Here is a 21385-nt window from a genome sequence, read left to right on the forward strand (position 1 = left end):
CGAGGTGTTCCTGGTCCTCGAGGGCGAGGTGGAGATGCGCTACCGCGAGGCCGGCGTGGAGAAGGCGGTGCGCCTGAAGCCCGCCGACATGTTCATCGCCGAGGCCGGCGACGCCCACGTGGCCCATCCGATCGGGCCCGCCCGCGTGCTGGTCGTCGAGAAGGAAGGGACGGTCTAGAAGCCTTCCTGGGCGACGACCGCCGTGACCGGGGCCTTCCGGAACAGCACGCCGCGGTAGCGGACCTCCGCCGCCGCCTCGTCCGGCTGCTCGCCCGTCTCGCGCAGGAACTCGTCCCAGCGGTCTTCGGGCATCAACAGCACCAGGTCGGCGAGGTTCTCGTAGGCGTCGATCTCGCGGTCGGCCTCTTCGCGGATCGAGAGGCCGGTCGGCTTGCCGGGATCCTTCTGGTCGAGATGGGTCGGCGCGGGGTCGGTCATCGGATGCTCCTCTCTCAGGCCGCCAGGTCCCAGGCGAACCTCAGGTCCTCGACGAACATGGCGTAGGCCTTGGCCTTCGCTTCCTTGTCGGGAACGCGCAGCAGGTAGGATGGGTGGTAGGTGACGACGCCCTGCCCCTGGTCCGGCAACTGGATCGCCTGCTGGCGGAACTTGCCGATCGGCGTAGGCTTCCCGAACACCGACAGCGCCGCGGTCGCGCCCAGGGCCACGATCACCCGCGGCCGCACGATGCGGCGCTCGCCCTCCAGCCACCAGCGGCAGGCGGCCACTTCGCTGGAGTTCGGCGTCTGGTGGATGCGCCGCTTGCCACGCTGCTCGTGCTTGAAGTGCTTCACGGCGTTGGTGACGAAGGTTTCGGCCCGCGGCACGCCGGCCTCGGCCAGGGCCTTGTCCAGCACCTGGCCTGCGGGGCCCACGAACGGATGGCCGGCGAGATCCTCCTGGTCGCCCGGCTGCTCGCCCACGAACATCAGCCGCGCCTGTTTCGGCCCCTCGCCCGGCACACCTTGCGTCGCGTCGCGATAGAGGTCGCACCGCCGGCACACCTGAACCCCCGCGGCGATCTCCTCGAGGCTGGCCGGCGGCTGGCCGTCATAGGGCGCGTCGCGGCTGGCGCGCAGGACGGCGCGCACGATCCGGCGTTCGGGTTCGGACGGGGCCTGGCGGACCATCTGGCTCGTTCGCGCCTCGGCTTTGGCGATCAGCTCGGGAATGAGGCCGGCTTCCGGGAGGTTCCGCCAGTAGCGCTTCGGCATCTCCTTCTGCATGGCCCCGACCTTCAGCCGCGCGGGGTTGAAGATCGAGGCGTAATAGGTGCGCCAATAGTCCTCGAGAGCGTCCGACGACGGCGCATCGGCCGGATCGGCGCCCGGCGTGAAGGCCAGCGTCTCGGTGTCCCAGTGCAGGCAGACGTCGGGGGTCAGGATCGAGAAGCGCATATTGGCGAAACGACGGGTGAAGAAGGGCGCCGTCGCCTCGGTCACCCTGTGCGCCGGCTCGAACCAGGCGACGTAGGCCTCGCCGGCCTCGTCCTGCACCGACCGGAAGCGGACGAAGGCCTTCATCTTGTGGGCGGCCTTCGAAACCGCCCGGGCGAACAGCCGCGCCTTGTCGACGTCGGGGTCCGTCGTGATCTTCATCAGGTTCGGCTCGGACTCCAGCCGCCACAGGAGCCGGTACAGAAGCGAGAAGCGCTCGTCGGATCGGTGCAGGATCACCTGCTCGGCCAGTTCGACGAACTCGCGCGGCACCGTGAAGGAGGCGCCGACCGGCGCGGGAGCGGGCCCAGCCTCGCCCGCGAACAGGCTGGCGTCGCCGTCCACGGTCCAGATCGCCGCTTCCGGCGGCACGCCCGATGCACGCAGGCTGCGGGCCGCCGTGCGCCAGCCCGCGAGGTCGGTCTCGGAGGCCAAGCGGACGACCTGCATCAGAAGAGCTCCAGCTGCCGCGGCGGCGGCGCGAGCCGGTCTTTCAGGTCGGCGGCGTCGGTCAGCGCGCCCGGCCGCCAGTCGTCGGTGACGACAAAGGGCTTCAGCTTGGCGACGCCGCGGGAGATCCGCTTCAGGTCCTCGAGCGTGATCCGCTTGTGCCGGCGCAGGTCCAGAATGCGGTCGCAGGCGCGGACGCCCAGGCCGGGCACCCTGAGCAGCCGCTCGCGGTCGGCGGCGTTCAAGTCCACCGGGAAGTCGCCGCGGTTCTTCAGCGCCCAAGCCAGCTTGGGGTCGACCGAGAGGTCCAAATCCTCGCCTTCGCCCACGATCTCGGCGCGTTCGAAGCCGTAGAACCGCATCAGCCAGTCGGCCTGGTACAGCCGGTGTTCGCGCACCAGCGGCGGCCGCTGCAGCGGCAGGCGGGCGGTGGAATCCGGGATCGGCGAGAAGGCGGAGTAATAGACGCGCCGCAGGCGATAGGCCCCGTAGAGGGTCTCGGACCGCTTGAGGATCTCGCCGTCCGAGGCGCCGTCGGCGCCGACGATCATCTGGGTGGACTGGCCGGCGGGCGCGAACTTCGGCGGCGCGGCCTTGCGGGCGGGCTCCTGGGCGGCGTCGACGCCGAGGCGCACGGCGCCCATGGCCTTCTTGATGCCGACGAGGTCCTTCTCGGGCGCGAGCCTCGCCAGGCTGTCGTCCTTGGGCAGCTCGATATTGATCGACAGCCGATCGGCGTAGAGGCCGGCCTCGTTCACCAGCGCCGGCGAGGCCTCGGGGATCACCTTCAGGTGGATGTAGCCCCGGAAGTCGTGCGTCTCGCGCAGCAGGCGCGCCACGCGCACCATCTGTTCCATGGTGTAGTCGGCGCTGCGGATGATGCCGGACGAGAGGAACAGACCCTCGATGTAGTTGCGCTTGTAGAAGCCGAGCGTCAGGTCCACGACCTCCTCGGCCGAGAACCGCGCGCGAGGCGTGTTCGAGCTGACGCGGTTCACGCAATAGGCGCAGTCGTAGACGCAGAAGTTCGTCAGCAGTATCTTGAGCAGGGAAATGCAGCGGCCGTCCGGCGCATAGGCGTGGCAGATGCCCATGCCGCCGTCGGTGGAGCCCACACCCTTCCCGCCGACGGAATCCCGCTTCACGCTCCCGGAGGAGGCGCAGGACGCGTCGTACTTGGCCGCATCGGAAAGGATGGCGAGCTTGCGCTTGAGGTCCAGGACCGCCATGCCGGATATCTAGTGTTCCATTTTTGTTCTGTCCAGTCTTGGGAACCGGCCTGCGACGAACTGGTTCCGCGTGGCATGGCCCGGCTCCGCATCCGTCACGAGACGACCTACGCCTACGAGCGGCCGGTCAGGTTCGCGGCCCACCGCCTGTTGCTGCGGCCGCGTGACAGCCACGCCATTCGTGTCGCCGACGCCGTGCTGACCGTCTCGCCGCCGGGGGACATCCGGTGGATCTACGACGCGCTGGGCAACTCGGTGTGCATCTTCACGCCGGCGGGCGAGAGCACCGCGCTTTCGATCGTCAGCGACCTGGTCATCGAGCGCTATCCGGCGCCGCTGTCGAACATACCGGTCCGCGACCCGCAGACCGCCACGCCGATCGTCTATTCGCCCACCGACCGCGCGGTGCTGGCGCCCTTCGTCGAGCCGGTCACGGAGGACGCCGACGGCGTGCTGCTGAAGTGGCTTCGCGGGCGCGTGGGCAACCCCCACGAGCCGGCGCTGGACTTCCTGATGCGGCTGAACCGCTCGATCCGGGACGAGTTCGCCTACCAGGCCCGGGACCTTGGGGCCGCCCAGGAGCCGCACTTCACCGTGCAGATCGGCTCGGGCACCTGCCGCGACTTCGCGTGGCTGATGGTCGAGGCGTTGCGGCGGTTGGGCTATGCCGCCCGCTTCGTCACCGGCTACGTCTATTCGCCCGCCCATGCCGAGGTGCGCGGCGCAGGCGCGACGCACGCCTGGTGCGAGGTGTTCCTGCCCGACCTGGGCTGGGTCGAGTTCGATCCGACGAACGGTCTGGCGGAGAGCCCGGACCTGATCCCGGTCGCCGTGGCCCGCACGCCCGCGGAGGCGGCGCCGATCTCGGGCGTGATCCTGGGGGACGGCGGGCAAGCCACCCTGGCCGTTCACGTGGATGTGCGCTTGGCCGAGTCGATCCCCGAAGCCGCCTGAGTCATGCTCACGCCGCCCCTGAGAGGACGAGCGCCATGACCCAAGGCTTGCCGCAACAGGACACTCTGACCGGCTTCTGCATCCCGAAGCCGGCCGCCACACCCCAGCATGGCCAGAAGCCTGCGCAGAAGTCGGTGAAGACCCGCGAGCCGCGCAGCTTCACGCTGCGGCCGGGGCATTGAGGAAGGCGGCCAGCCGCGCGCCGGCCGCCCCGCCGTCAGAGGCAGAAGTAGTTGTTCTCGCTGAGATACTCGCACACGGGAGGGCCTTCGTCGTCATCGGCCGCCGCCGTGGTGGGCGCGAACGCGGCGAGGCTCGCGAGGCTCATCGCCAGGGCCATCAGTATAGCGCGCATCGGGAATCTCCTCCGTCTGATCTCTACGCCATAAGGTAGAGCTTGCGAAGCGTAGCCACCTCAGATTGATTGTCCAGACGTTGCGGGCGGCGGGGAGTCTGCTAGACCGGAAACCCGAACCATTCCGGATCTTCGAAAAAAGGGAGCCGCCGCCACGTCAGCGCGCGGCCGCAGGGATTGAACGCCAGGGATCTTCCGGACGCGCCTGCAGAAGCCGACGACCTCGCCGCGCGCGAGGCCGCCTATGAAGCGTTCGTCTGGGACAACCTGAAGCGCAACTACGCCGGCCACTACCTACACGGCATGCTGGGCATGACCGGCTTCCGGCTCATCAGCGCGCCGACTTTCCTGCCCGCTTATCTGCACGCCGTCTCGGGCTCGAACGCCATCGTCGGCCTGGGGCTGGCGCTGCAGCAGGTGGGCGGGGTGATCTCGCCTATCTTCGGGGCGACGAAGATCGAGCACCGCAAGAAGGTGATGCCGGCCGCCCTCCTGATGGGCGGCCTCGGCAGGCTGGCGATCCTCGGCATGGCGGTGGCCGGCTGGGTGCTGTCGGGCCAGCCGCTCGCCTGGGCGCTGCTCTTCTTCCTCTTCATGTTCGGCGTCTTCATGGGCGCCCAGCGGGTGGTCTTCTCGCTGCTGATGTCGAAGGTCATCCCGGTCAGCCGACGCGGCCGCCTGCAGGCCTGGCGCAACGCCACCGGCGGCCTGATCGCCGCGGTCCTCGCCTATTTTGCGGGCAAGTACCTGGTGGGCGCGAACCTGTTCGGCAACGGCTATTCGACGACGTTCCTCCTGGCCTTCGCCCTGACCAGCGCCGGGCTCTGGGCGCTGCAGCTCCTGATGAAGGAGCCCGAGCCGCCGACTACACGGGCGCAGGCCCGCTTCCGAGACCGGGTGCGGGAGTTCCCGGCCCTGATCGCCGAGGACCGCGAGTACGGCTTCTTCCTGCTGGTGCAGATGCTGGCGACCTCGGCCCGCATCGCGACGCCATTCTACATCCTCTACGTGGGCAGCGTCCTGGAGATCGACGGGGCGACCCTGGGCCTGCTGTCGTTCGCGTTCCTGGGAGCCGACACGGCCGCGAACCTGGTCTGGGGCTATCTAGGCGACAAGGCGGGATTCCGGATCGTGCTGGTGGGGGCGATCGTCACCTGGATCGCGGCCACCGTCCTGCTGCTGAACGTGCACGAGGTCTGGGCCATGTTCCTGGCCTTCGCCGGCCTGGGCGCGGCGCTCGCCGGCTACATGATGGCGGCCCAGACCATGATCCTCGAATTCGGCGCGCGCGAGGACCTGCCGATGCGCTTGGCGATCTCGGCCACCGCCGAGAGTCTCACCGCCACGGCGGGGCCTCTGGCGGGCGGGCTGGTGGCGGAGGCGTTCGGCTACGCGACGGTGTTCGGCGCCTCCGTCGGGTTCCTCATCGCAGCGCTGCTCATCCTGCTGCTAGCCGTGCGCGAACCCCGGAAGCGGTGAACTTTCGAAGCTTGGCCGTGTTTTAGGGTCGGGTAGGCGACCATCTTTTCCGTGGAAGCGTGCCATCAACCCCAGCCGACGCCGGCGCTGACGCGAAGACGACTGCATGAGCAAAACTGCGACCGAGGCCGCCCAGGTCTCCACTGGGATCCAAGGCCTCGACGCCATCCTCGCAGGAGGCCTGGCGACAAACCGGGTGTTCCTGTTCGAAGGCAGCCCCGGCACCGGCAAGACCACCGCGGCCCTGAGCTTCCTCATCGAAGGCGCGGCCCGCGGCGAGACCACCCTCTACGTGACCCTCTCCGAGACCGAGGCCGAGCTGCGCGAGGGCGCCGCGAACCACGGCTGGGACCTGAACGGCGTCGAGATCTTCGAGCTTACGCCGCCCGAAGCCCTTCTGGACGAGCAGCAACAGCAGAGCCTGCTCTACTCCTCGGATCTGGAGTTGGGCGAGACGACCCGGCTGATCTTCCAGGCCTTCGAGCGCATCAGGCCGTCGCGGGTGGTGATCGACAGCCTGTCCGAGATCCGCCTGCTGGCCCAGGGCTCGCTGCGCTACCGCCGGCAGGTGCTGGCGCTGAAGCACTATTTCGCCAAGCACGGCGCGACGGTCCTGCTGCTGGACGACCTGACGGCGGACTCGCCCGACAAGACGGTGCACAGCGTCGCCCACGGCGTCGTACGGCTGGAGGAGCTGGCGCCTGAGTACGGCGCCGAACGCCGGCGCCTGCGGATCATCAAGTATCGGGGCCGCAAGTTTCGCGGCGGCTATCACGACTTCACGATCAAGACCGGCGGCCTGGAGGTCTATCCGCGCCTCGTGTCCGCCGAGCACAAGACCGAGTTCAACCGCGACCAGCTGAGGAGCGGCATCGAGGGGCTGGACGGTCTGCTGGGCGGCGGACTGGAGCGGGGGTCGAGCTGCCTGATCCTCGGCCCCGCCGGCACGGGCAAGTCGCTGCTCACCCTCTGCTTTGCCATGTCCGCGATCCGTCGCGGCGAGCGCGCGGCGCTCTTCATCTTCGACGAGGAGCTCGGTCTCTTGCTCGACCGCACCCAGGCGCTCGGCATGGACCTACGGCGGTTGATCGACGATGGCAGCCTGTTGATCGAGCAGATCGACGCGGCCGAGCTGTCGCCCGGCGAGTTCTCGGCGCGTGTCCGAAAGTGCGTGGAAGTGCACGACGTGCGCACGATCGTGATCGACAGCCTGAACGGCTACCAGTCGGCCATGCCCGAGGAGCACTATCTGCTCCTCCACATGCACGAGCTGCTGCAATTCCTGAACCGTCAGGGCGCCAACACCTTCCTGACGGTGGCCCAGCATGGCCTGGTCGGGGACATGAAGTCGCCCGTCGATGTGACCTATCTCGCGGACACCGTCCTGTTGTTGCGGTATTTCGAGGCCCGAGGCTCGGTTCGCCGCGCCGTATCGGTGATCAAGAAGCGCGGCGGGCTGCATGAGAAGACGATCCGCGAGTACCAGATCGGGGAGAATGGCTTGACCGTCGGGCCGCCGCTGACGGACTTCCAGGGTATCCTGCGCGGCGTGCCGGACTTCGTCGGCGAGAGGACGCCCCTGATCGGCGAGTCGAAGTGACTCAGATCGGCGCGGCAGGATCCGAGCGCGCGCTCATCCTGGCGCCCCTGGGCCGCGACGCCCAGGTGGCGGAGGCGATCCTCCGCGAAGCCGGTCTGGATGGCTTCATCTGCCACGACCTGCCCTGTCTAGTGGCGGAGCTGGACCGGGGCGCCGGCGTCGCCCTGATCGTCGAGGAGTCCCTGCTGGAGCAGGACTATATCGGCCTCGCCCACTGGATCGACCACCAGCCGAGCTGGTCCGACTTCCCGATCGTGGTCCTGTCCCGTCGTGGCGGCGGGCTCGAACGGAATCCGGCCGCGGGGCGGATCAGCCAGGCCCTGGGCAACGTCACCTTCCTCGAGCGGCCGTTTCACCCGACAACCCTGGTGAGCGTGATCCGCACGGCGCTGCGCGGCCGCCGGCGCCAGTACGAGGCGCGGGAGCGCATCGATGCGATCCGCACGGCGGAAGAGCACTTCCGCACCTTGGCCGAGAACATCCCGATCCTGTGCTGGATGGCGCGGCCAGACGGGCACGTGTTTTGGTACAATCCGCGCTGGTACGAATACACCGGCGCCTCGCCCGACGCGCAGGAAGGCTGGGGGTGGGCCTCGGTGCATGATCCCCAGGTGTTGCCCACAGTAGAGGCGCGCTGGCGACATTCGCTCGCCACCGGCGAGACGTTTGAGATGACGTTCCCGCTCCGCGGGGCCGACGGGGTCTTCCGGCCGTTCCTGACGCGGGTGACGCCGTTGCGCGACGAGGCGGGCCGGATCGTCCGCTGGTTCGGCACCAACACCGACGTCTCGCGCCAGCTGCAGGACCAGGAACGCCTGCGCCTGATGGTCAACGAGCTGAACCACCGGGTGAAGAACACGCTGGCCACCGTCCAGTCGATCATCGCGCTCAGCTTGCGCGGCGTCGACGTTCCGGGCCCGGTGCGCGAGACGCTGACGAACCGCATCCTGGCGCTCAGCAAGGCCCACGACGTGCTGACCGACGAGCAGTGGTCGGGCGCGGACCTGCGCGAGATCGTCCAACAGGCCGCAGATCCCTATCAGACCGAAGGCGACGTGCGGTTCCGGGTCGATGGGCCGCCGGTGCGCCTCCCGCCCCGGACCGCCATCGCCATAGCGCTCGCCCTGCATGAATTGGCCACCAACGCGGCCAAGTACGGCGCGCTTTCAGCAGTGGGCGGACGTGTCGACCTCATCTGGGACGTCGTGAGCGAGGACGGCGCGACCAAGCTGCGTCTCGACTGGCGCGAGAGCGGCGGCCCGCCGGTGGAGCCGCCGAAGCGGACTGGCTTCGGCACGCGGCTGATCGAACGGGGCCTGAGCGCCGACCTGCAGGGTCGCGTGACGATCGAGTACCTGCCCGCCGGCGTGGTCTGCGCGATCGAGGCTCGGCTGCCGCCAGACCATGGCGCGCCCAGCCTCGAAGACTTCCTGATCCCCCTCACCCGCTCGGCCCGCGCCACCTCGCCCGCCTAGCCGCGGCCGCCTGGCAAGATTGTCAGGGAAGTTTGTCGGGATTCGCCGGAGCCGTTCGTCCTAGGCTCGTGAGTTCGATGCCGCTCAATGGAGGACGTGACCATGCGGATGATCTTCGTGAACTTGCCGGTGAAGGACCTGGAAGCCACCAAGCGCTTCTACACGGGCCTCGGCTTCGAGTTGAATCCGCAGTTCACCAGCGACCAGAGCGCCGCCGTGGTGATCGAGGAGAACATCATCTTCATGATGCTGACCCACGACCACTTCAGCCAGTTCCTGAAGGGCGGCATCGCCGATGTCTCCAAGGACAAGGAGGCGCTGATCTGCCTGTCGGCCGCCGACCGCGCCGAGGTGGACGGCTTCCTGCAGAAGGCCCTGGCCAACGGCGGCTCCGAGTGGATGCCCGCCCAGGACCACGGCTTCATGTACGGGGTCAGCTTCCAGGATCCGGACGGTCACGTCCTGGAGGTGATGTGGATGGACCCCGCCGCGGTCGAGCAGGGCGCCCACATGGAGATCGAGGTGGCCTAGGCGGCCACCCGCTGGCCTGAGGCGCCCGCGATACGGGCGCGGGCGATCTCGTTGGCCACCTCGTGCGTCGGCCGGCGCTCCCGGAGAGCCTGCTCCAGGACCTCCTCGAGGGTCAGCGCCAAGCGGTCCAGCTTGGCGTCGACCCAGGCGGCGTCGAAGGCCTCGCCGGCCTCCAGGGCCCGGATTTCGCCGGCCACATTGATGATGCCGCCGCCGTTGATGACGTAGTCCGGCGCATAGAGGATGCCGCGCTCGAACACCGCCCGGCCCGCTTCGGCGTCGGCCAGCTGGTTGTTGGCGCCGCCGGCGATCACGCGCACCTGCAGCCGCGCCAGGGTCTCGAGGTTGATGGCCCCGCCCAGCGCGCAGGGGGCGAACACGTCCGCGGGGACGTCGAAGATCGCAGACGGAGCGACCACCTCGGCCCCGGTGGCGGCGGCGATGCGGTCCACGGCCTCACGGTTCACGTCGGCGATCACCAGCTTGGCCCCCGCGGCGTGCAGCTTCTCGGCGAGATAGGCGCCCACATGGCCGACGCCCTGGATGGCGACGGTGACGCCGTCCAGATCGCGGTTGAGCGCGCGACGTACGCAGAGCCGCACGCCCCGGAACACGCCTTCGGCGGTCACCGGGCTGGGATCGCCCGAGGCGGCGGCGTGGCCTTCCAGGCCGGCCACATAGCGGGTGTGCTTGCGGGCGTGGGTCAGGTCCGCGGGCGAGACGCCGACGTCTTCGGCGGTCCAGTAGCGGCCCCCGACGGCCTCCACCGCGCGGCCGAAGGCTTCGAACAGCGCCGGGGACTTCTGGCTGCGGCTGTCGCCGATGATCACGCTCTTGCCGCCGCCCAGCTCCAGGTCGGCCATGGCGTTCTTGTAGGACATGGCTCGCGACAGCTTCAGGGCGTCGGTGAGCGCGTCTTCGGTCGTCGGGTATGGCCACATACGGCAGCCGCCGGCGGCCGGGCCCCGGGCGGTCGAATGGACGGCGATGATGCTCTTGAGGCCGGTTTTCTCGTCGAAGAAGGCGTGGACGCCTTCATGGCCCTCGAAAGCCGGAGAATCGAACAAGGTCATGCCGCACTCTTTGCTCTTGGAGGCAAGGATTTCGCGCCAGCCTGTACGCCCTGGCGACGCACCTCACAACCCCGCAGCGCGGTGTTCCGCTCCACGGACCTCCTTCTGGGCGTCCTTCCCCGCAGTCGGAATGGGCGGGGCGCCCGAGGGCAGAGGAGCCTTGCTGTCCCTGAGGAAGGCAAGGATATCGGCCCAGACCACCGGGCCCTGCCGGTCGCGGGTGAGCAGATGGTAGCCGCGGGCGTAATAGGCGCTGCGCTGTCCCGGGCGAAGGCGCGAGGCGGCCCGGAACGCCGCCTTCTTCGGTATGATCTGGTCGTTGGCGCCATAGAGGTAGAGCGTGGGGACCTGCACGTCGTCGATGCTCTCGGCCCCCTCGTCCATCAGGCTGACCAGGCCGTAGAGCGTGTCGGACCGTGCGCCCCAGATCATCAGCGGATCACGGCCCATGCGGATCAGCTCCTCTCGGTTGTCCGTGGGGGTGATCTTCGACGTGAGCCAGCGGGGCGGGGTGTAGACCTTCGCGGCGGTGAAGTTGGCCGCCAGCCAGAGCATGGTCTTGTTCGGCAGCGGCTGGTCGTCCCAGCCCCAGACGGCGGGCGCCAGCAAGACCAGGCGGTCGGCGGCGGGCGGCCGATCGCTGGCAAAGGCCGCGGCGGCCACGGCCCCGCCCATGCTCTCGCCGACGACGGCGATGAGGGCGTATGGGTGTCGCGCGCGGGCCAGCGCCACGACGGTTCGCAGGTCCTCGATCATCAGCTCTTCGCCGGCCCAGACGCCGCGACCGGGCGAGCGGCCGAAACCTCGCTGGTCATAGGCGTAGGTGGTCACCCCCTGGCTCGCCCACCACGGCGCGGCCAGGTGGAAGGCGTTGGCGTAGTCGTTCATGCCGTGCAGGGCGACGATCACCGCCCAAGGCTCGCCTGGCGCCTCCCACTTGGACAGGCCCAGCAGCGCGCCGTCGAAGCTCGCGACCACGTCGCCGCCGATGTAGGGACCGCGGTAGCCGCCCGGCGGCTGGGCCGGCTGCTGCACCGCCATGCTGGTGCAGGCGCCCAACAGGAACAGTGAGGCCAGGAGGGCGGCGAGACGCGTCATGGCCGCGGAACGCCTATTCGCCGTCCCCGGCTTCGGCGGCATCGGCCGGGATCTGGTCGCCCTCAAGCGGCAGGCGCATCCGCCACACCCCTTTGAACTTCTCGGGGTTGGCCGGCTTGTTGTGGCGCAGGATGGTCAGCCGTCCCGCGCGGGCGAGGCCCACGGCGACGGGACGCACCTTGCCCAGCTCGCGCCGCCAGCCGGCGGGGTCGACCGCCTTGGCCACGTCCTCCGGCGAGACCGATTTGCCGGGGGGAAGCTTGCCCAGCAGGTCCAGGATGGCGTCTTCGACCGCCTGGCTCATCGTCAGCCGCCCCGCTTCATGGTTTCGCGCGCGATGATCACCTGCTGGATCTGGCTGGTGCCTTCGTAGATCCGGAAGATGCGCACGTCGCGGTAGAAGCGCTCGATGCCGTATTCGGCGATGTAGCCGGCGCCGCCGAAGATCTGCACCGCCTTGTCGGCCACGCGTCCGACCATCTCGGAGGCGAAGTACTTGGCCGCGGCGCCTTCCATGGTGACGTTCTGGCCGGCGTCGCGCTTGCGAGCGGTCTCCAGCGTCAGCGCCCTCGCCGCCAGCGCTTCCGTCTTGCAGTCCGCGATCATGCCCTGGACCAGCTGGAAGTTCGCCAGGGGCTGGCCGAACTGCTTGCGCTCGGCGGCGTAGGCCACGCTGTCGGCGATCAGCCGCTCGGCGACGCCGACGCAGAGCGCCGAGATGTGCAGTCGGCCCTTGTCCAGCACCTGCATGGCCACCTTGAAGCCCTCGCCCTCGGCGCCGATCAGGTTCTCGGCCGGCACGCGGACATTGTCGAAGACGACGTCGCAGACGTGGGCGCCCTGCTGCCCCATCTTCTTCTCGGGCTTGCCGACCGAGAGGCCTGGCGCGTCGCGCGGCACGAGGAAGGCCGAGACGCCGCCGGCGCCCGCCTTCGACGGATCGGTGCGGGCCATCACGGTGAAGAGGTGGGCCTTGTTGGCGTTGGTGATGTAGCGCTTCGCGCCGTTCAGCACATAGTGGTCGCCGTCGCGGATCGCCCGCGTCTGGACCGAGGCGGAGTCCGAGCCGGCCTCAGGCTCGGTTAGGGCGAAGGAGGTGATGATCTCGCCCGACGCGATGCCGGGCAGGTACTTCTGCTTCTGGGCCTCGGTGCCGAACATCACCAACGCCTGGGAGCCGATGCCGACGTTGGTGCCGAAGGTGGAGCGGAACGCCGGGCTGGTGCGGCCGAGCTCGATCACCACCAGGCACTCGTCCTCCATGGAGAGCTCCAGGCCGCCGTAGGCTTCGGGGATCGACAGCCCGAAGAGACCTAGGCCCTTCATTTCCTCGACGACGTCATCGGGCATGGCGTCGTCTTCCGCCACCTTCGCCTCGAGCGGGCGCAGGCGTTCGCTGACGAAGCGCCGGACGGTGTCGATCAGCTGGTCGCGGGTCTCGGCGTCGAGCGCCATGTGGCAGTTCCCCTTATTGGCAGGCCTTGGCGCCGACCGCTTCCTTGAAGCGGCCGAGGCCGACGGCGACGATCGGCGCCGGCCAGGTTTCCACGTGCACGCTGCGCGGGCGCACGCTGCAGGCCGGCGGCACAGGCGTGGCGGTGAGCTTGTCCTTGCGCATGACCAGCGCGATGGCGCGGTAGTCCAGCGGCTTGCCGGTGCGGTTCCAGATCTTCAGCACCGTGGCGCGCTTCTCGGCCGAGCCGTCGAGAGCGGCGGCGATCTGGCCCTCAGGCGGTGGCGCGAAGGTCTCGGTCACGGCGCCGGCCGGATGGGCGGCGGCGAGCTTGCCCTCCTCCACCTTCAGCAGCACCGGCTGTCCCTTGTCGTCCAGCTGAAACACGGCCCGCTGCCCCAGCACGATCTGCAGGGTCTCGCCGTCGACCATGGTCTTGGGCGTGAACGTCAGCGGCTTCTGCGGCGCGGCCTTGGCCTCAGGGGCCTTGGCGGCCGGCGCGGCCTGGAACGCCAGCGCCGCGGCGACGGCGGCGATCAGCAGGCTCATGCCTTGGCCAAGGCCAGCGCCGAGCCCTGCCCCACGCCGACGCACATGGTGGCCAGCGCCCGCTCGCCGCCGCGTTCCTTCAGCGCGCGCGCAGCGGTCAAAGCCAGACGAGCGCCGGATGCGCCCAGCGGGTGGCCGATGGCGATGGCGCCGCCGTGCGGGTTCACGTGCTCGGCGTCGTCGGCCAGGCCCCAGCTTCGGGTGCAGGCCAGCGCCTGGGCGGCGAAGGCCTCGTTCAGCTCGATGACATCGAAGTCGCGGGCGGTAATGCCCAGGCGGCCGGTCAGCCGCTCCACGGCCGGGACGGGACCCACGCCCATGACACGCGGCGCGACGCCGCCGGCGGCCCCGCCCTCGATCCGCGCCAGGGGCTCCAGGCCGTACTTCTTCACCGCTTCCTCCGAGGCCAGCACCAGGGCTGCGGCGCCGTCGTTGACGCCTGAGGCGTTGCCGGCGGTGACGGTGCCGTCCGGCCGCACAATCGGCTTTAGGCCGGTCAGCGCCTCCAGCGTGGTGTCCGGCCGCGGATGTTCGTCCTGAGCCACGACGACGTCGCCCTTGCGATCCTTGATGGTCAGCGGCGCGATCTCGCCGTCGAAGAAGCCGCGCTCCCGAGCCTTGCCGACTCGCTGCTGCGAACGGTGGGCGAAGGCGTCCTGGTCGGGACGCGCGATCTGGTAGTCGGTGGCGACGTTCTCGGCCGTCTCCGGCATGGAATCCACGCCGTAGTCCTTCTGCATCTTGGGGTTCACGAACCGCCAGCCGATGGTGGTGTCGAAGATCTCGGCGCTGCGCGAGAACGCGCTGTCGGCCTTGCCCATGACGAACGGCGAGCGGGTCATGCTCTCGACCCCGCCGGTGATGACGAGGTCCGCCTCGCCCGTGGCGATCATTCGTGCGCCGGCAATGGTGGCGTCCAGGCCCGAGGCGCACAGGCGGTTCACGGTCAGACCCGGCGTCCGCTCGGGCATGCCGGCCAGCAGCAGGGCCATGCGGGCGACGTTGCGGTTGTCTTCGCCGGCCTGGTTCACGCAGCCGTAGATCACCTCGTCGACCGCTTCCCAGTCGACCCCGGGGAGGCGCTCCATCAGCACCTTGAGCGGATGGGCCGCCAGGTCGTCGGCCCGCACCTTGGCCAGCGCGCCGCCGTACCGACCGATCGGGGTGCGAACGCCCGTGCAGAGATAGACGGTGCGGCCTTGCATCTTGGCTCCTCGGAAGGCTAGTCGGCGAGCGGTCAAACTAGTGTTCGAATCCGCGCGGGGCAAACTCTTCGCGGTTGCGATATGCGGAGGCGTGATGGACGGCGGCGACGAACAGCAGAGCTACACCTCGCGCCTGACGACGGTGACCGAGGGCGAGTGGACCGGCTGGTCGTACTATCCGGGCGGCGATCCGTACGAGGACCTAGCCGGTCCGTTCTACTTCCGTGAGCGCGACGGCCAGCGGGTGTGCGCCTTCCGGGCCGAGACCCGGCACATGAACGGCGGCATGTTCATGCACGGCGGCTGCATGATGACCTTCGCAGACTTCGCGCTCTTCGTGATCGCCCGCGACGCGCTCAAGGACCAACACGCCGTCACGGCCACCTTCAACGGCGAGCTGGTGGGCTCGGCCGGCGTCGGGGACCTGGTGGAATGCACGGGCGAGGTGGTGAAGGCCGGCCGCAGCATGGTCTTCGTCCGCGGCCTGATCGTGAACGCCAGCCGCGGCGGTGAGCCGATGATGAGCTTCTCGTCGGTCTTGAAGAAGACGGGGCCGCGCAACACCTGAGCTGGGCCATGACCACGCTCTCGCCCCTGACGCCGGACGACATCCCCGAGGTGATGCGGATCGAGCGGCTGCCCGGCTACGAGGCCTTCATCGGGCGGTTTGAAGCCGACGAGCATGCCGCCCAGTTCGCCTCGCCCGAAGCCCGTTACTTCGGGCTGCGCAACGGCGACCGGCTGGACGGCTTCGTGATCCTGCAGGAGTTCACCGCGCCGACCATCCTGCTGCGGCGGATCGCGGTGGCCGAGCCCGAGGGCGGGCGCGGCACGGCGCTGCTGCGCCAGATCATGGACTGGGTGTTCCAGGAGACGCCGGCCGAGGCCCTGAAGCTGGGCGTCGCCCTTGGCAATTCCCGGGCGAAGCACGTCTACGAGCGCGAGGGTTTCCACACCGAAGGCGTGGACGAGGCCCACCACCTGATGCGCATCACGAAGGCGCGCTGGGCCGAGTTGCGCGGCAACAGTTGAGGCCGCCCGCGGGTTCATGGCGCAAGCCAGGAGCCCGCCATGACCAAGGTCCTCGTCCTCTACCATCCCACCTATGGCCACATCGAAGCCATGGCGCGGGCCGTCGCCGAGGGCGCGCGCGAGATCCAGGGCGCCCAGGTGGACATCAAGCGCGTGCCAGAGCTGGTGCCTGAAGAGCTGGCGCGGCAGTCCGGATACAAGCTGGATCAGGAGGCGCCGATCGCCACCGTCGCCGAGCTCGAGCACTACGACGCCATCGTGATCGGCGCCGGCACCCGCTTCGGCCGCGTCGCCAGCCAGATGGGCAACTTCCTCGACCAGGCCGGAGGCCTCTGGGCGCGCGGAGCCTTGAACGGCAAGGTCGGCTCGGCCTTCACCTCCACGGCCACGCAGAGGACCGGCCGCAGGCCTAGGCCGCGCTCCTGGCCGGCATGCCGGCCGTGGCCGCCGGCCGCGCCTTCATGGCCTCGACCCAGCGGCCGACGTTCTTCAGCTCTTCAGGCGGTTTCACGCGGATCAGGCGGCCGAAATCGAGGCCGGTGAAGGCCACGATGTCGGCGATGGTCAGGCGATCGGCGGCCAGCCATTCGGCCTCGCCCAGCCGGCGGTCCAGCACCTTCAACGCCTTCAGACCGCTCTGCAGCGAATGCTGACCGACTTCGGCGTTCTGCTGCTCCAGAGCCGCCATCGCCGGGTGGGTGTGGCGCACGCCCATCATCAGCGGGGTGGCCACCAGCATCTCGGCCCGGCGCATCCACATCTCGATCACCGCGGTCTCTTCGGGCGTGCGGCCGAAGAGGTTCGGCTCGGGATAGCGGCTCTCGAGGTAGCGGCAGATGGCGACGGACTCTGTGATGCAGGTCCCGTCGTCCAGCTCCAGCATCGGCACGTTCGGGAGGCCGGCCTTGCTGAGGTAGTCGGGCGTGCGGTGCTGCCCTTCCATCAGGTTCAGCGTCACGACCTCGATATCGTCGATGCCCTTTTCGGCCATGAACCAGCGGACGCGGCGCGGATTGGGCGCGAGCGGCGTATCGTAGACCTTCATGGCGGACCTCCCTTGGCCTTGGCCAAAAGTGTACGCCCGGTCACTTTCCGGTCAAGATCGAAGTCCGCTATCCGCCAAGATCAGCCGAACAGGCCCGTCGGCAGGAGACCCACGATCGAGGCGGTCAGGCAGGTGGCGAGGAAGCCCGCAAACATGGCCTTCCAAACCATGCCCACGACCTCGTTCCGGCGCTCGGGCACCAGCACCGAATACCCGGCCAGGTTGATGCCGACCGACGCCACGTTGGCGAAGCCGCACAGGGCGTAGGTCATCAGGACGCGGGTGCGCTCGTCCAGTTCGCCCACGGGGATCCCGCCCATGCGGATGAAGGCGGTGAACTCGGTCAGCACCAGCTTCACGCCCAGCAGCGAGCCGGCGGTCGGCGCATCGTGCCACGGCACGCCGATGGCCCAGGCGAGCGGGGCGAAGACGAGGCCCAGGCCGCGCTCCACCGACAACGGCGCGCCGGCGACGTCGCCGAAGGAGCCCAGGATCAAGTTCACCATGGCCACCAGCGCCACGAAGACGATCAGGGTCGCGCCGACGTTCAGCACGATCTGCAGGCCGTCGGTCGTGCCCTTGATCAAGGCGTCGATGGAGCTCTCGTAGCGCTTGGCGGCGGCGGGGTCGTAGGCCTGGGCCTGCTCCACGGCGGCGTCCCGGGGCACGATGATCCGGGCCAGCAGCACGCCGGCGGGCGCCGAGACGATGGAGGCGGTCAGCACGTGGGCGGCGGCGTTCGGCAGCACGTCCTTCAGGATCGTCGCATAGGCCACCATGGTCGAGCCCGAGACGCAGGCCATGCCGACGGCGATCAGCATGAAGAGCTCCGACCGAGACAGGCCGGCCAGATAGCTGCGGATGAAGATCGGGCCTTCAACCTGGCCCATGAAGACGGTGGCGGCGGTGGCCAGCGCCGGCGGGCCGCGCAGGCCCATGGTCCGCTCGAAGACGAAGCCGAAGCCGCGGGTCACCCACACCAGGATGCGCCAGTGCCACAGGAGGGCGGCGAGCGCGCAGACCACCAGGATCACCGGCAGCACCCGGAAGGCGAAGACGAACATCGAGCCGGGGTCGGTCAGCGGATAGGGCTGGTTCGGCGTGCCGGCGAGGAAGCCGAACACGAACGCGACGCCAGCCTGGGTCGAGGCCGCCAGACCGTCGACCGCGTGGCCCACGCCCTGCAGCGCCACGCGCAGCGCCGGCAGGCCGAAGAGGGCCAGGACCAGGACGGCCTGGACCACGATGGCGCCGATGGCGAGCTTCCAGGGAAACTGCCGCCGGTTCTCCGACATGGCCCAGCAGAGCCCAAGGACCAGAGCCACCCCGACCAGGCTCTGGGCGTTCGCGAGACTGAACATGCACCCCCCGATGCGCCGCGCGAGTCTGGCGACGTCGGAGGATACAGGCGCCAGACGGCTCCCGACGCAAGCCGAAGCGGCGCCGCAGCGCCGCTAGAGGTTCACCATCGACAGGCCGCGCTCGTCGTAGCGGGCGCCTTCCACCGCCTTTTCCGGGATGGCCGCTTCGATCGCGGAAAGGTCCTCAGCGCTGAGCTCGATGTCGACGGCGCCGACGTTCTCCTCCAGCCGGTGCGGCTTGGTGGTGCCGGGGATCGGGACAATGTCGGGGGCCTGCGCCAGAAGCCAGGCCAGCGCCAGCTGGGCCGGCGTGCAGCCCTTCTCTTGGGCGAGGCCGGTGAGCGTCTCGACGAGCGAGAGGTTCTTCTCCAGCGCGCCGTCGCGGAACCGCGGCATGAAGCGCCGGAAGTCGTTCTCGACCAGGGCGTCCTTGCCCTTCACCGCTCCGGCCAGGAAGCCGCGGCCCAGCGGGCTGTAGGGCACGAAGCCGATGCCGAGCTCGCGGGTGACAGGCAGCACCGTCCTCTCGGGGTCTCGCGTCCAGAGCGAATATTCCGACTGCAGCGCACTGACGGGATGGACGGCATGCGCTCGGCGGATGGTGTCGGGCCCCGCTTCCGATAGGCCGAACCAGCGGACCTTGCCCGCCTTCACGAGCTCGCCCACGGTCCCCGCCACGTCCTCGATCGGCACGTTCGGGTCGACGCGCTGCTGGTAGAACAGGTCGATCACCTCGACGCCCAGGCGCTTCAGCGAGGCGTCGGCGACCGCGCGAATGTTCTCGGGCCGGCTGTTGGTCCCGACGGGACGCCCCGCGGCCCGTGCGGCCTCCAAGTCGAAGCCGAACTTGGTGGCGATCCGCACCCGGTGGCGATCCTCGCCCAGGCCCTTGCCCACCAGCACCTCGTTGGTGGTCATGCCGTAGATCTCGGCGGTGTCGAAGAAGGTGATCCCGAGGTCCAGCGCTCGCCGCAGCACCGCGGTGGCCTGAGCCTCGTCGAGCGGCGCGTTGTAGACGCCCGAGAGCCCCATACAGCCGAAGCCGATGGCCGAAACCTCGAGACCTTGGGTTCCGAGCTTGCGCGTCTTCATGGAGAGGCTCCTTGGCGATGTGGGGAGCGGCGGTCGCCGCCGATTGAATTTGGGCATCCGCCCCTGAGCCGGCAATCCCGCAGCATCGCAAACGGCCAGCCGCCGTTTCCAGGGCGGTAGCAAAGGTGATGGCGCGGCCGCCCTGCGCCGCATATCAGTCGTACGAACGAAGGGGCGCAGGTGACGGAACGGTCCGCAAGCGGGGAGGAGCCCGCAAGCTTGGCGGTGTCGGCGGAGCTTCGCCGGCTGTTCGAGAGAGCCCCCGCGCTCGCCGTGGTGCTGCGCGGCCCCGACCACATCTTCGACTACGCCAATCCGGGATACCGCCAGCTGATGGGCGGGCGCGAGCTGGAGGGAAAGCCCTTGCGCGAGGCGGTGCCCGAGCTGGAGGGCCAGGGCTTCTTCGAGTTGCTGGACGAAGTGTACCGCACGGGGAAGCCCTTCGAGGGACGCGAGATCCGCATCCAGCTGCTGCAGGGCGACGGAGGTCCTCTGAAGGAGGGCTATTTCGACTTCGTCTACCAGCCGATCGTGGACTCGCAGGGCGAGGTCATCGGCATCTTCGCGCAAGGGACCGACATTACCGACCGCGTCCACATGGAGGGGAAGCTCCGCGCCAGCGAGGCGCGCTTCGCGGACATCTTCAGCCAGGTGACCGTCGGCATCGCGCAGACGGACATCAACGGCCGCTTCGTGCTGGTGAACGACAGGCAGTGCGAGATCCTGGGCCGCAGCCGCGACGAACTGCTGAACATGACCATGCTGGAGGTCACCCATCCTGGCGACCGGGCCGGCAATGTGATCCTGTTCAGGCGTCTGGCCGAGACGGGCGAGCCGTTCGTCATCGAGAAGCGCTACATGCGTCCGGACGGGTCGGCGGTGTGGGTGCGCAACAACGTCTCGGGCCAGCGCGGGCCCGACGGCAAGGTTCGGTACATCACCGCGGTTGTCGTCGACATCAACGATTTCAAGGTGGCCGAGGCGCGGCAGCGGCTGCTGATCAACGAGCTCAATCACCGGGTGAAGAACACCCTGGCTACGGTCCAATCGCTGGCGGCGCAGGCGGCGCGCGCCGAAGACCCGCGCGCCGGGCATGCAGCGTTCGTCGATCGTCTCATGGCGCTGTCCCGGGCCCACGACGTGCTGACCAGCGAGCAGTGGGTCGGCGCAGAGCTGGCGGCCGCCGCGCGGGTGGCGCTGGAGCCGTTCGGTGGCGACGATGGGGACCGGTTCCGGCTGCGCGGACCGGCCGTGCGGCTCGCCCCGCAGGAGGCCCTGGCGTTGTCCATGGCGCTGCACGAGCTCGCCACCAACGCGGCGAAATACGGCTCGCTCAGCGTGGCCGGCGGTCATGTCGAGCTGACCTGGGACGTCTCTGACGAGCGCGACCCGGAACGGCCCGCGCGCCTGAGCCTCTGCTGGCAGGAGCGGGGCGGGCCGCCCGTCGAGCAGCCGGTTCGGCAGGGCTTCGGCTCGAGACTGATGCGGGGCCTCGCGCAGGAGCTGGGCGGCGCCGCCACCGCGGACTGGCGACGCGCAGGCCTCGTCTGGCGCATCGAGGGGCGGTTGAGCGCCAGACCCGGCGCGGGCGAGGCGCTGTTCACCACCCTCGACGGCTAGGTCCCCTTCGGAACCCGTCCGGCGCATTACGAAGGTTTAATCGGCGCCTTCGCATCCGCCCGCGCCGGCGGCGGCCTCTTTGCCATTGAGACGCGCGCGCCGCGTCCGCTTGGGAAGGGGCGGTTCCGCCATGTCGCTGGCCTTGGCCACACTGATCCACGAATGGCGCCGATACACGGCCGCGGTGGTGGCGCTCGCGTTCTCGGGCCTGCTGATCCTGGCCCAGGTCGGGATGTTCGTCGGCATCGTGAAGGGCGTCACCGCCACGCTCGAGCGCAGCCGCGCCGACCTGATGATCCTGCCGGCCAAGATGGAGAGCCTGATCAACTCGGGCGGCGGGACGCTGCC

The 21385-nt window shown here is 69.3% G+C and carries 22 protein-coding genes and 2 pseudogenes; 11 read left to right on the forward strand and 13 right to left on the reverse strand.

Features of this window, described 5'->3' with window-relative positions; all coding sequences use genetic code 11:
* Window positions 1-174: 174 nt before the first annotated feature.
* Genes RIF93_RS08685 through RIF93_RS08695 form a run of 3 tightly spaced genes read right to left on the reverse strand, consistent with a single transcriptional unit; the run spans window position 175 to window position 3115 of the window.
* The gene (locus tag RIF93_RS08685) at window positions 175-438 is read right to left on the reverse strand and encodes a hypothetical protein (protein WP_309090408.1); all 264 of its coding nucleotides are present in this window, start codon (window positions 436-438) and stop codon (window positions 175-177) included.
* A gap of 14 nt (window positions 439-452) precedes the next feature.
* The gene (locus tag RIF93_RS08690) at window positions 453-1886 is read right to left on the reverse strand and encodes a UdgX family uracil-DNA binding protein (protein ID WP_309090410.1); all 1434 of its coding nucleotides are present in this window, start codon (window positions 1884-1886) and stop codon (window positions 453-455) included.
* Window positions 1886-3115 carry a putative DNA modification/repair radical SAM protein gene (locus tag RIF93_RS08695; RefSeq protein ID WP_309090412.1) on the reverse strand — a complete coding sequence of 410 codons (1230 nt, stop codon included), beginning with the start codon at window positions 3113-3115 and terminating at the stop codon, window positions 1886-1888. Before RIF93_RS08695 ends, RIF93_RS08690 begins: the two co-directional genes overlap by 1 nt.
* Window positions 3116-3190: 75 nt before the next feature.
* Here RIF93_RS08695 and RIF93_RS08700 point away from each other — a divergent pair, with 75 nt between their 5' ends.
* Window positions 3191-4069: a transglutaminase family protein gene (locus RIF93_RS08700; protein ID WP_309090414.1), complete on the forward strand. Its 879-nt coding sequence runs from the start codon at window positions 3191-3193 to the stop codon at window positions 4067-4069.
* Between the two features lie 35 nt (window positions 4070-4104).
* On the forward strand, window positions 4105-4251 hold the full coding sequence (locus RIF93_RS08705) for a hypothetical protein (protein WP_309090416.1): 147 nt from the start codon (window positions 4105-4107) through the stop codon (window positions 4249-4251).
* A 35-nt stretch (window positions 4252-4286) separates the two neighbouring features.
* On the opposite strand, the gene RIF93_RS08710 is transcribed toward RIF93_RS08705, so the two are convergent.
* A complete protein-coding gene (locus tag RIF93_RS08710) occupies window positions 4287-4424 on the reverse strand; it encodes a hypothetical protein (RefSeq protein ID WP_309090418.1) in 138 nt (45 codons plus the stop codon).
* Window positions 4425-4601: 177 nt separating this feature from the next.
* On the opposite strand from RIF93_RS08710, the gene RIF93_RS08715 reads away from it, so the two are divergent.
* From RIF93_RS08715 to RIF93_RS08730, 4 genes are all read left to right on the forward strand, one after another.
* On the forward strand, window positions 4602-5903 hold the full coding sequence (locus RIF93_RS08715; RefSeq protein ID WP_309090420.1) for an MFS transporter: 1302 nt from the start codon (window positions 4602-4604) through the stop codon (window positions 5901-5903).
* Between the two features lie 106 nt (window positions 5904-6009).
* A complete protein-coding gene (locus RIF93_RS08720; protein ID WP_309090422.1) occupies window positions 6010-7503 on the forward strand; it encodes an ATPase domain-containing protein in 1494 nt (497 codons plus the stop codon).
* Window positions 7500-8978, forward strand: a complete 1479-nt coding sequence (locus RIF93_RS08725; RefSeq protein ID WP_309090424.1) for an HWE histidine kinase domain-containing protein — start codon at window positions 7500-7502, stop codon at window positions 8976-8978. Before RIF93_RS08720 ends, RIF93_RS08725 begins: the two co-directional genes overlap by 4 nt.
* Before the next feature lie 102 nt (window positions 8979-9080).
* Window positions 9081-9509 carry a VOC family protein gene (locus RIF93_RS08730; RefSeq protein WP_309090426.1) on the forward strand — a complete coding sequence of 143 codons (429 nt, stop codon included), beginning with the start codon at window positions 9081-9083 and terminating at the stop codon, window positions 9507-9509.
* Here the strand turns inward: RIF93_RS08730 and RIF93_RS08735 are convergent.
* From RIF93_RS08735 to pcaF, 6 genes are all read right to left on the reverse strand, one after another.
* On the reverse strand, window positions 9506-10582 hold the full coding sequence (locus tag RIF93_RS08735; protein WP_309090429.1) for a Glu/Leu/Phe/Val dehydrogenase: 1077 nt from the start codon (window positions 10580-10582) through the stop codon (window positions 9506-9508). The genes RIF93_RS08730 and RIF93_RS08735 overlap by 4 nt on opposite strands.
* A 63-nt stretch (window positions 10583-10645) precedes the next feature.
* A complete protein-coding gene (locus RIF93_RS08740; RefSeq protein ID WP_309090430.1) occupies window positions 10646-11680 on the reverse strand; it encodes an alpha/beta fold hydrolase in 1035 nt (344 codons plus the stop codon).
* Between the two features lie 13 nt (window positions 11681-11693).
* A complete protein-coding gene (locus tag RIF93_RS08745) occupies window positions 11694-11984 on the reverse strand; it encodes a DUF3253 domain-containing protein (RefSeq protein ID WP_309090432.1) in 291 nt (96 codons plus the stop codon).
* A 2-nt stretch (window positions 11985-11986) separates the two neighbouring features.
* The gene (locus tag RIF93_RS08750) at window positions 11987-13135 is read right to left on the reverse strand and encodes an acyl-CoA dehydrogenase family protein (protein WP_309090434.1); all 1149 of its coding nucleotides are present in this window, start codon (window positions 13133-13135) and stop codon (window positions 11987-11989) included.
* 13 nt (window positions 13136-13148) lie between these two features.
* The gene (locus RIF93_RS08755) at window positions 13149-13682 is read right to left on the reverse strand and encodes a hypothetical protein (RefSeq protein ID WP_309090436.1); all 534 of its coding nucleotides are present in this window, start codon (window positions 13680-13682) and stop codon (window positions 13149-13151) included.
* Window positions 13679-14887 carry a 3-oxoadipyl-CoA thiolase gene (gene pcaF, locus RIF93_RS08760; RefSeq protein ID WP_309090438.1) on the reverse strand — a complete coding sequence of 403 codons (1209 nt, stop codon included), beginning with the start codon at window positions 14885-14887 and terminating at the stop codon, window positions 13679-13681. The genes RIF93_RS08755 and pcaF overlap by 4 nt, the downstream gene beginning before the upstream one ends.
* Window positions 14888-14981: 94 nt before the next feature.
* Between pcaF and RIF93_RS08765 the strand changes: the two genes are divergently transcribed.
* The 3 genes and pseudogenes from RIF93_RS08765 to wrbA form a co-directional block, all read left to right on the forward strand.
* Window positions 14982-15455 carry a PaaI family thioesterase gene (locus RIF93_RS08765; protein ID WP_309090440.1) on the forward strand — a complete coding sequence of 158 codons (474 nt, stop codon included), beginning with the start codon at window positions 14982-14984 and terminating at the stop codon, window positions 15453-15455.
* An 8-nt stretch (window positions 15456-15463) separates the two neighbouring features.
* The gene (locus tag RIF93_RS08770; RefSeq protein ID WP_309090442.1) at window positions 15464-15919 is read left to right on the forward strand and encodes a GNAT family N-acetyltransferase; all 456 of its coding nucleotides are present in this window, start codon (window positions 15464-15466) and stop codon (window positions 15917-15919) included.
* A gap of 39 nt (window positions 15920-15958) precedes the next feature.
* A pseudogene (gene wrbA, locus RIF93_RS08775) lies at window positions 15959-16324 on the forward strand (NAD(P)H:quinone oxidoreductase); the annotation flags it as partial.
* Window positions 16325-16328: 4 nt separating this feature from the next.
* On the opposite strand, the gene RIF93_RS08780 reads toward wrbA, so the two are convergent.
* The 3 genes from RIF93_RS08780 to RIF93_RS08790 all read right to left on the reverse strand — a co-directional run bounded on the left by RIF93_RS08780 (window position 16329) and on the right by RIF93_RS08790 (window position 19417).
* Window positions 16329-16964: a glutathione S-transferase gene (locus RIF93_RS08780; RefSeq protein WP_309090444.1), complete on the reverse strand. Its 636-nt coding sequence runs from the start codon at window positions 16962-16964 to the stop codon at window positions 16329-16331.
* 80 nt (window positions 16965-17044) lie between these two features.
* On the reverse strand, window positions 17045-18325 hold the full coding sequence (locus RIF93_RS08785; protein ID WP_309090446.1) for a nucleoside transporter C-terminal domain-containing protein: 1281 nt from the start codon (window positions 18323-18325) through the stop codon (window positions 17045-17047).
* Window positions 18326-18418: 93 nt separating this feature from the next.
* A complete protein-coding gene (locus RIF93_RS08790; protein ID WP_309090448.1) occupies window positions 18419-19417 on the reverse strand; it encodes an aldo/keto reductase in 999 nt (332 codons plus the stop codon).
* Between the two features lie 225 nt (window positions 19418-19642).
* Between RIF93_RS08790 and RIF93_RS08795 the strand changes: the two genes are divergently transcribed.
* Window positions 19643-21037 carry a PAS domain S-box protein gene (locus RIF93_RS08795; protein ID WP_309090450.1) on the forward strand — a complete coding sequence of 465 codons (1395 nt, stop codon included), beginning with the start codon at window positions 19643-19645 and terminating at the stop codon, window positions 21035-21037.
* 130 nt (window positions 21038-21167) lie between these two features.
* Window positions 21168-21385, forward strand: a pseudogene (locus RIF93_RS08800) (ABC transporter permease); the annotation flags it as partial.

The organism is Phenylobacterium sp. (assembly GCF_031181185.1).
Lineage (GTDB): Bacteria > Pseudomonadota > Alphaproteobacteria > Caulobacterales > Caulobacteraceae > Phenylobacterium.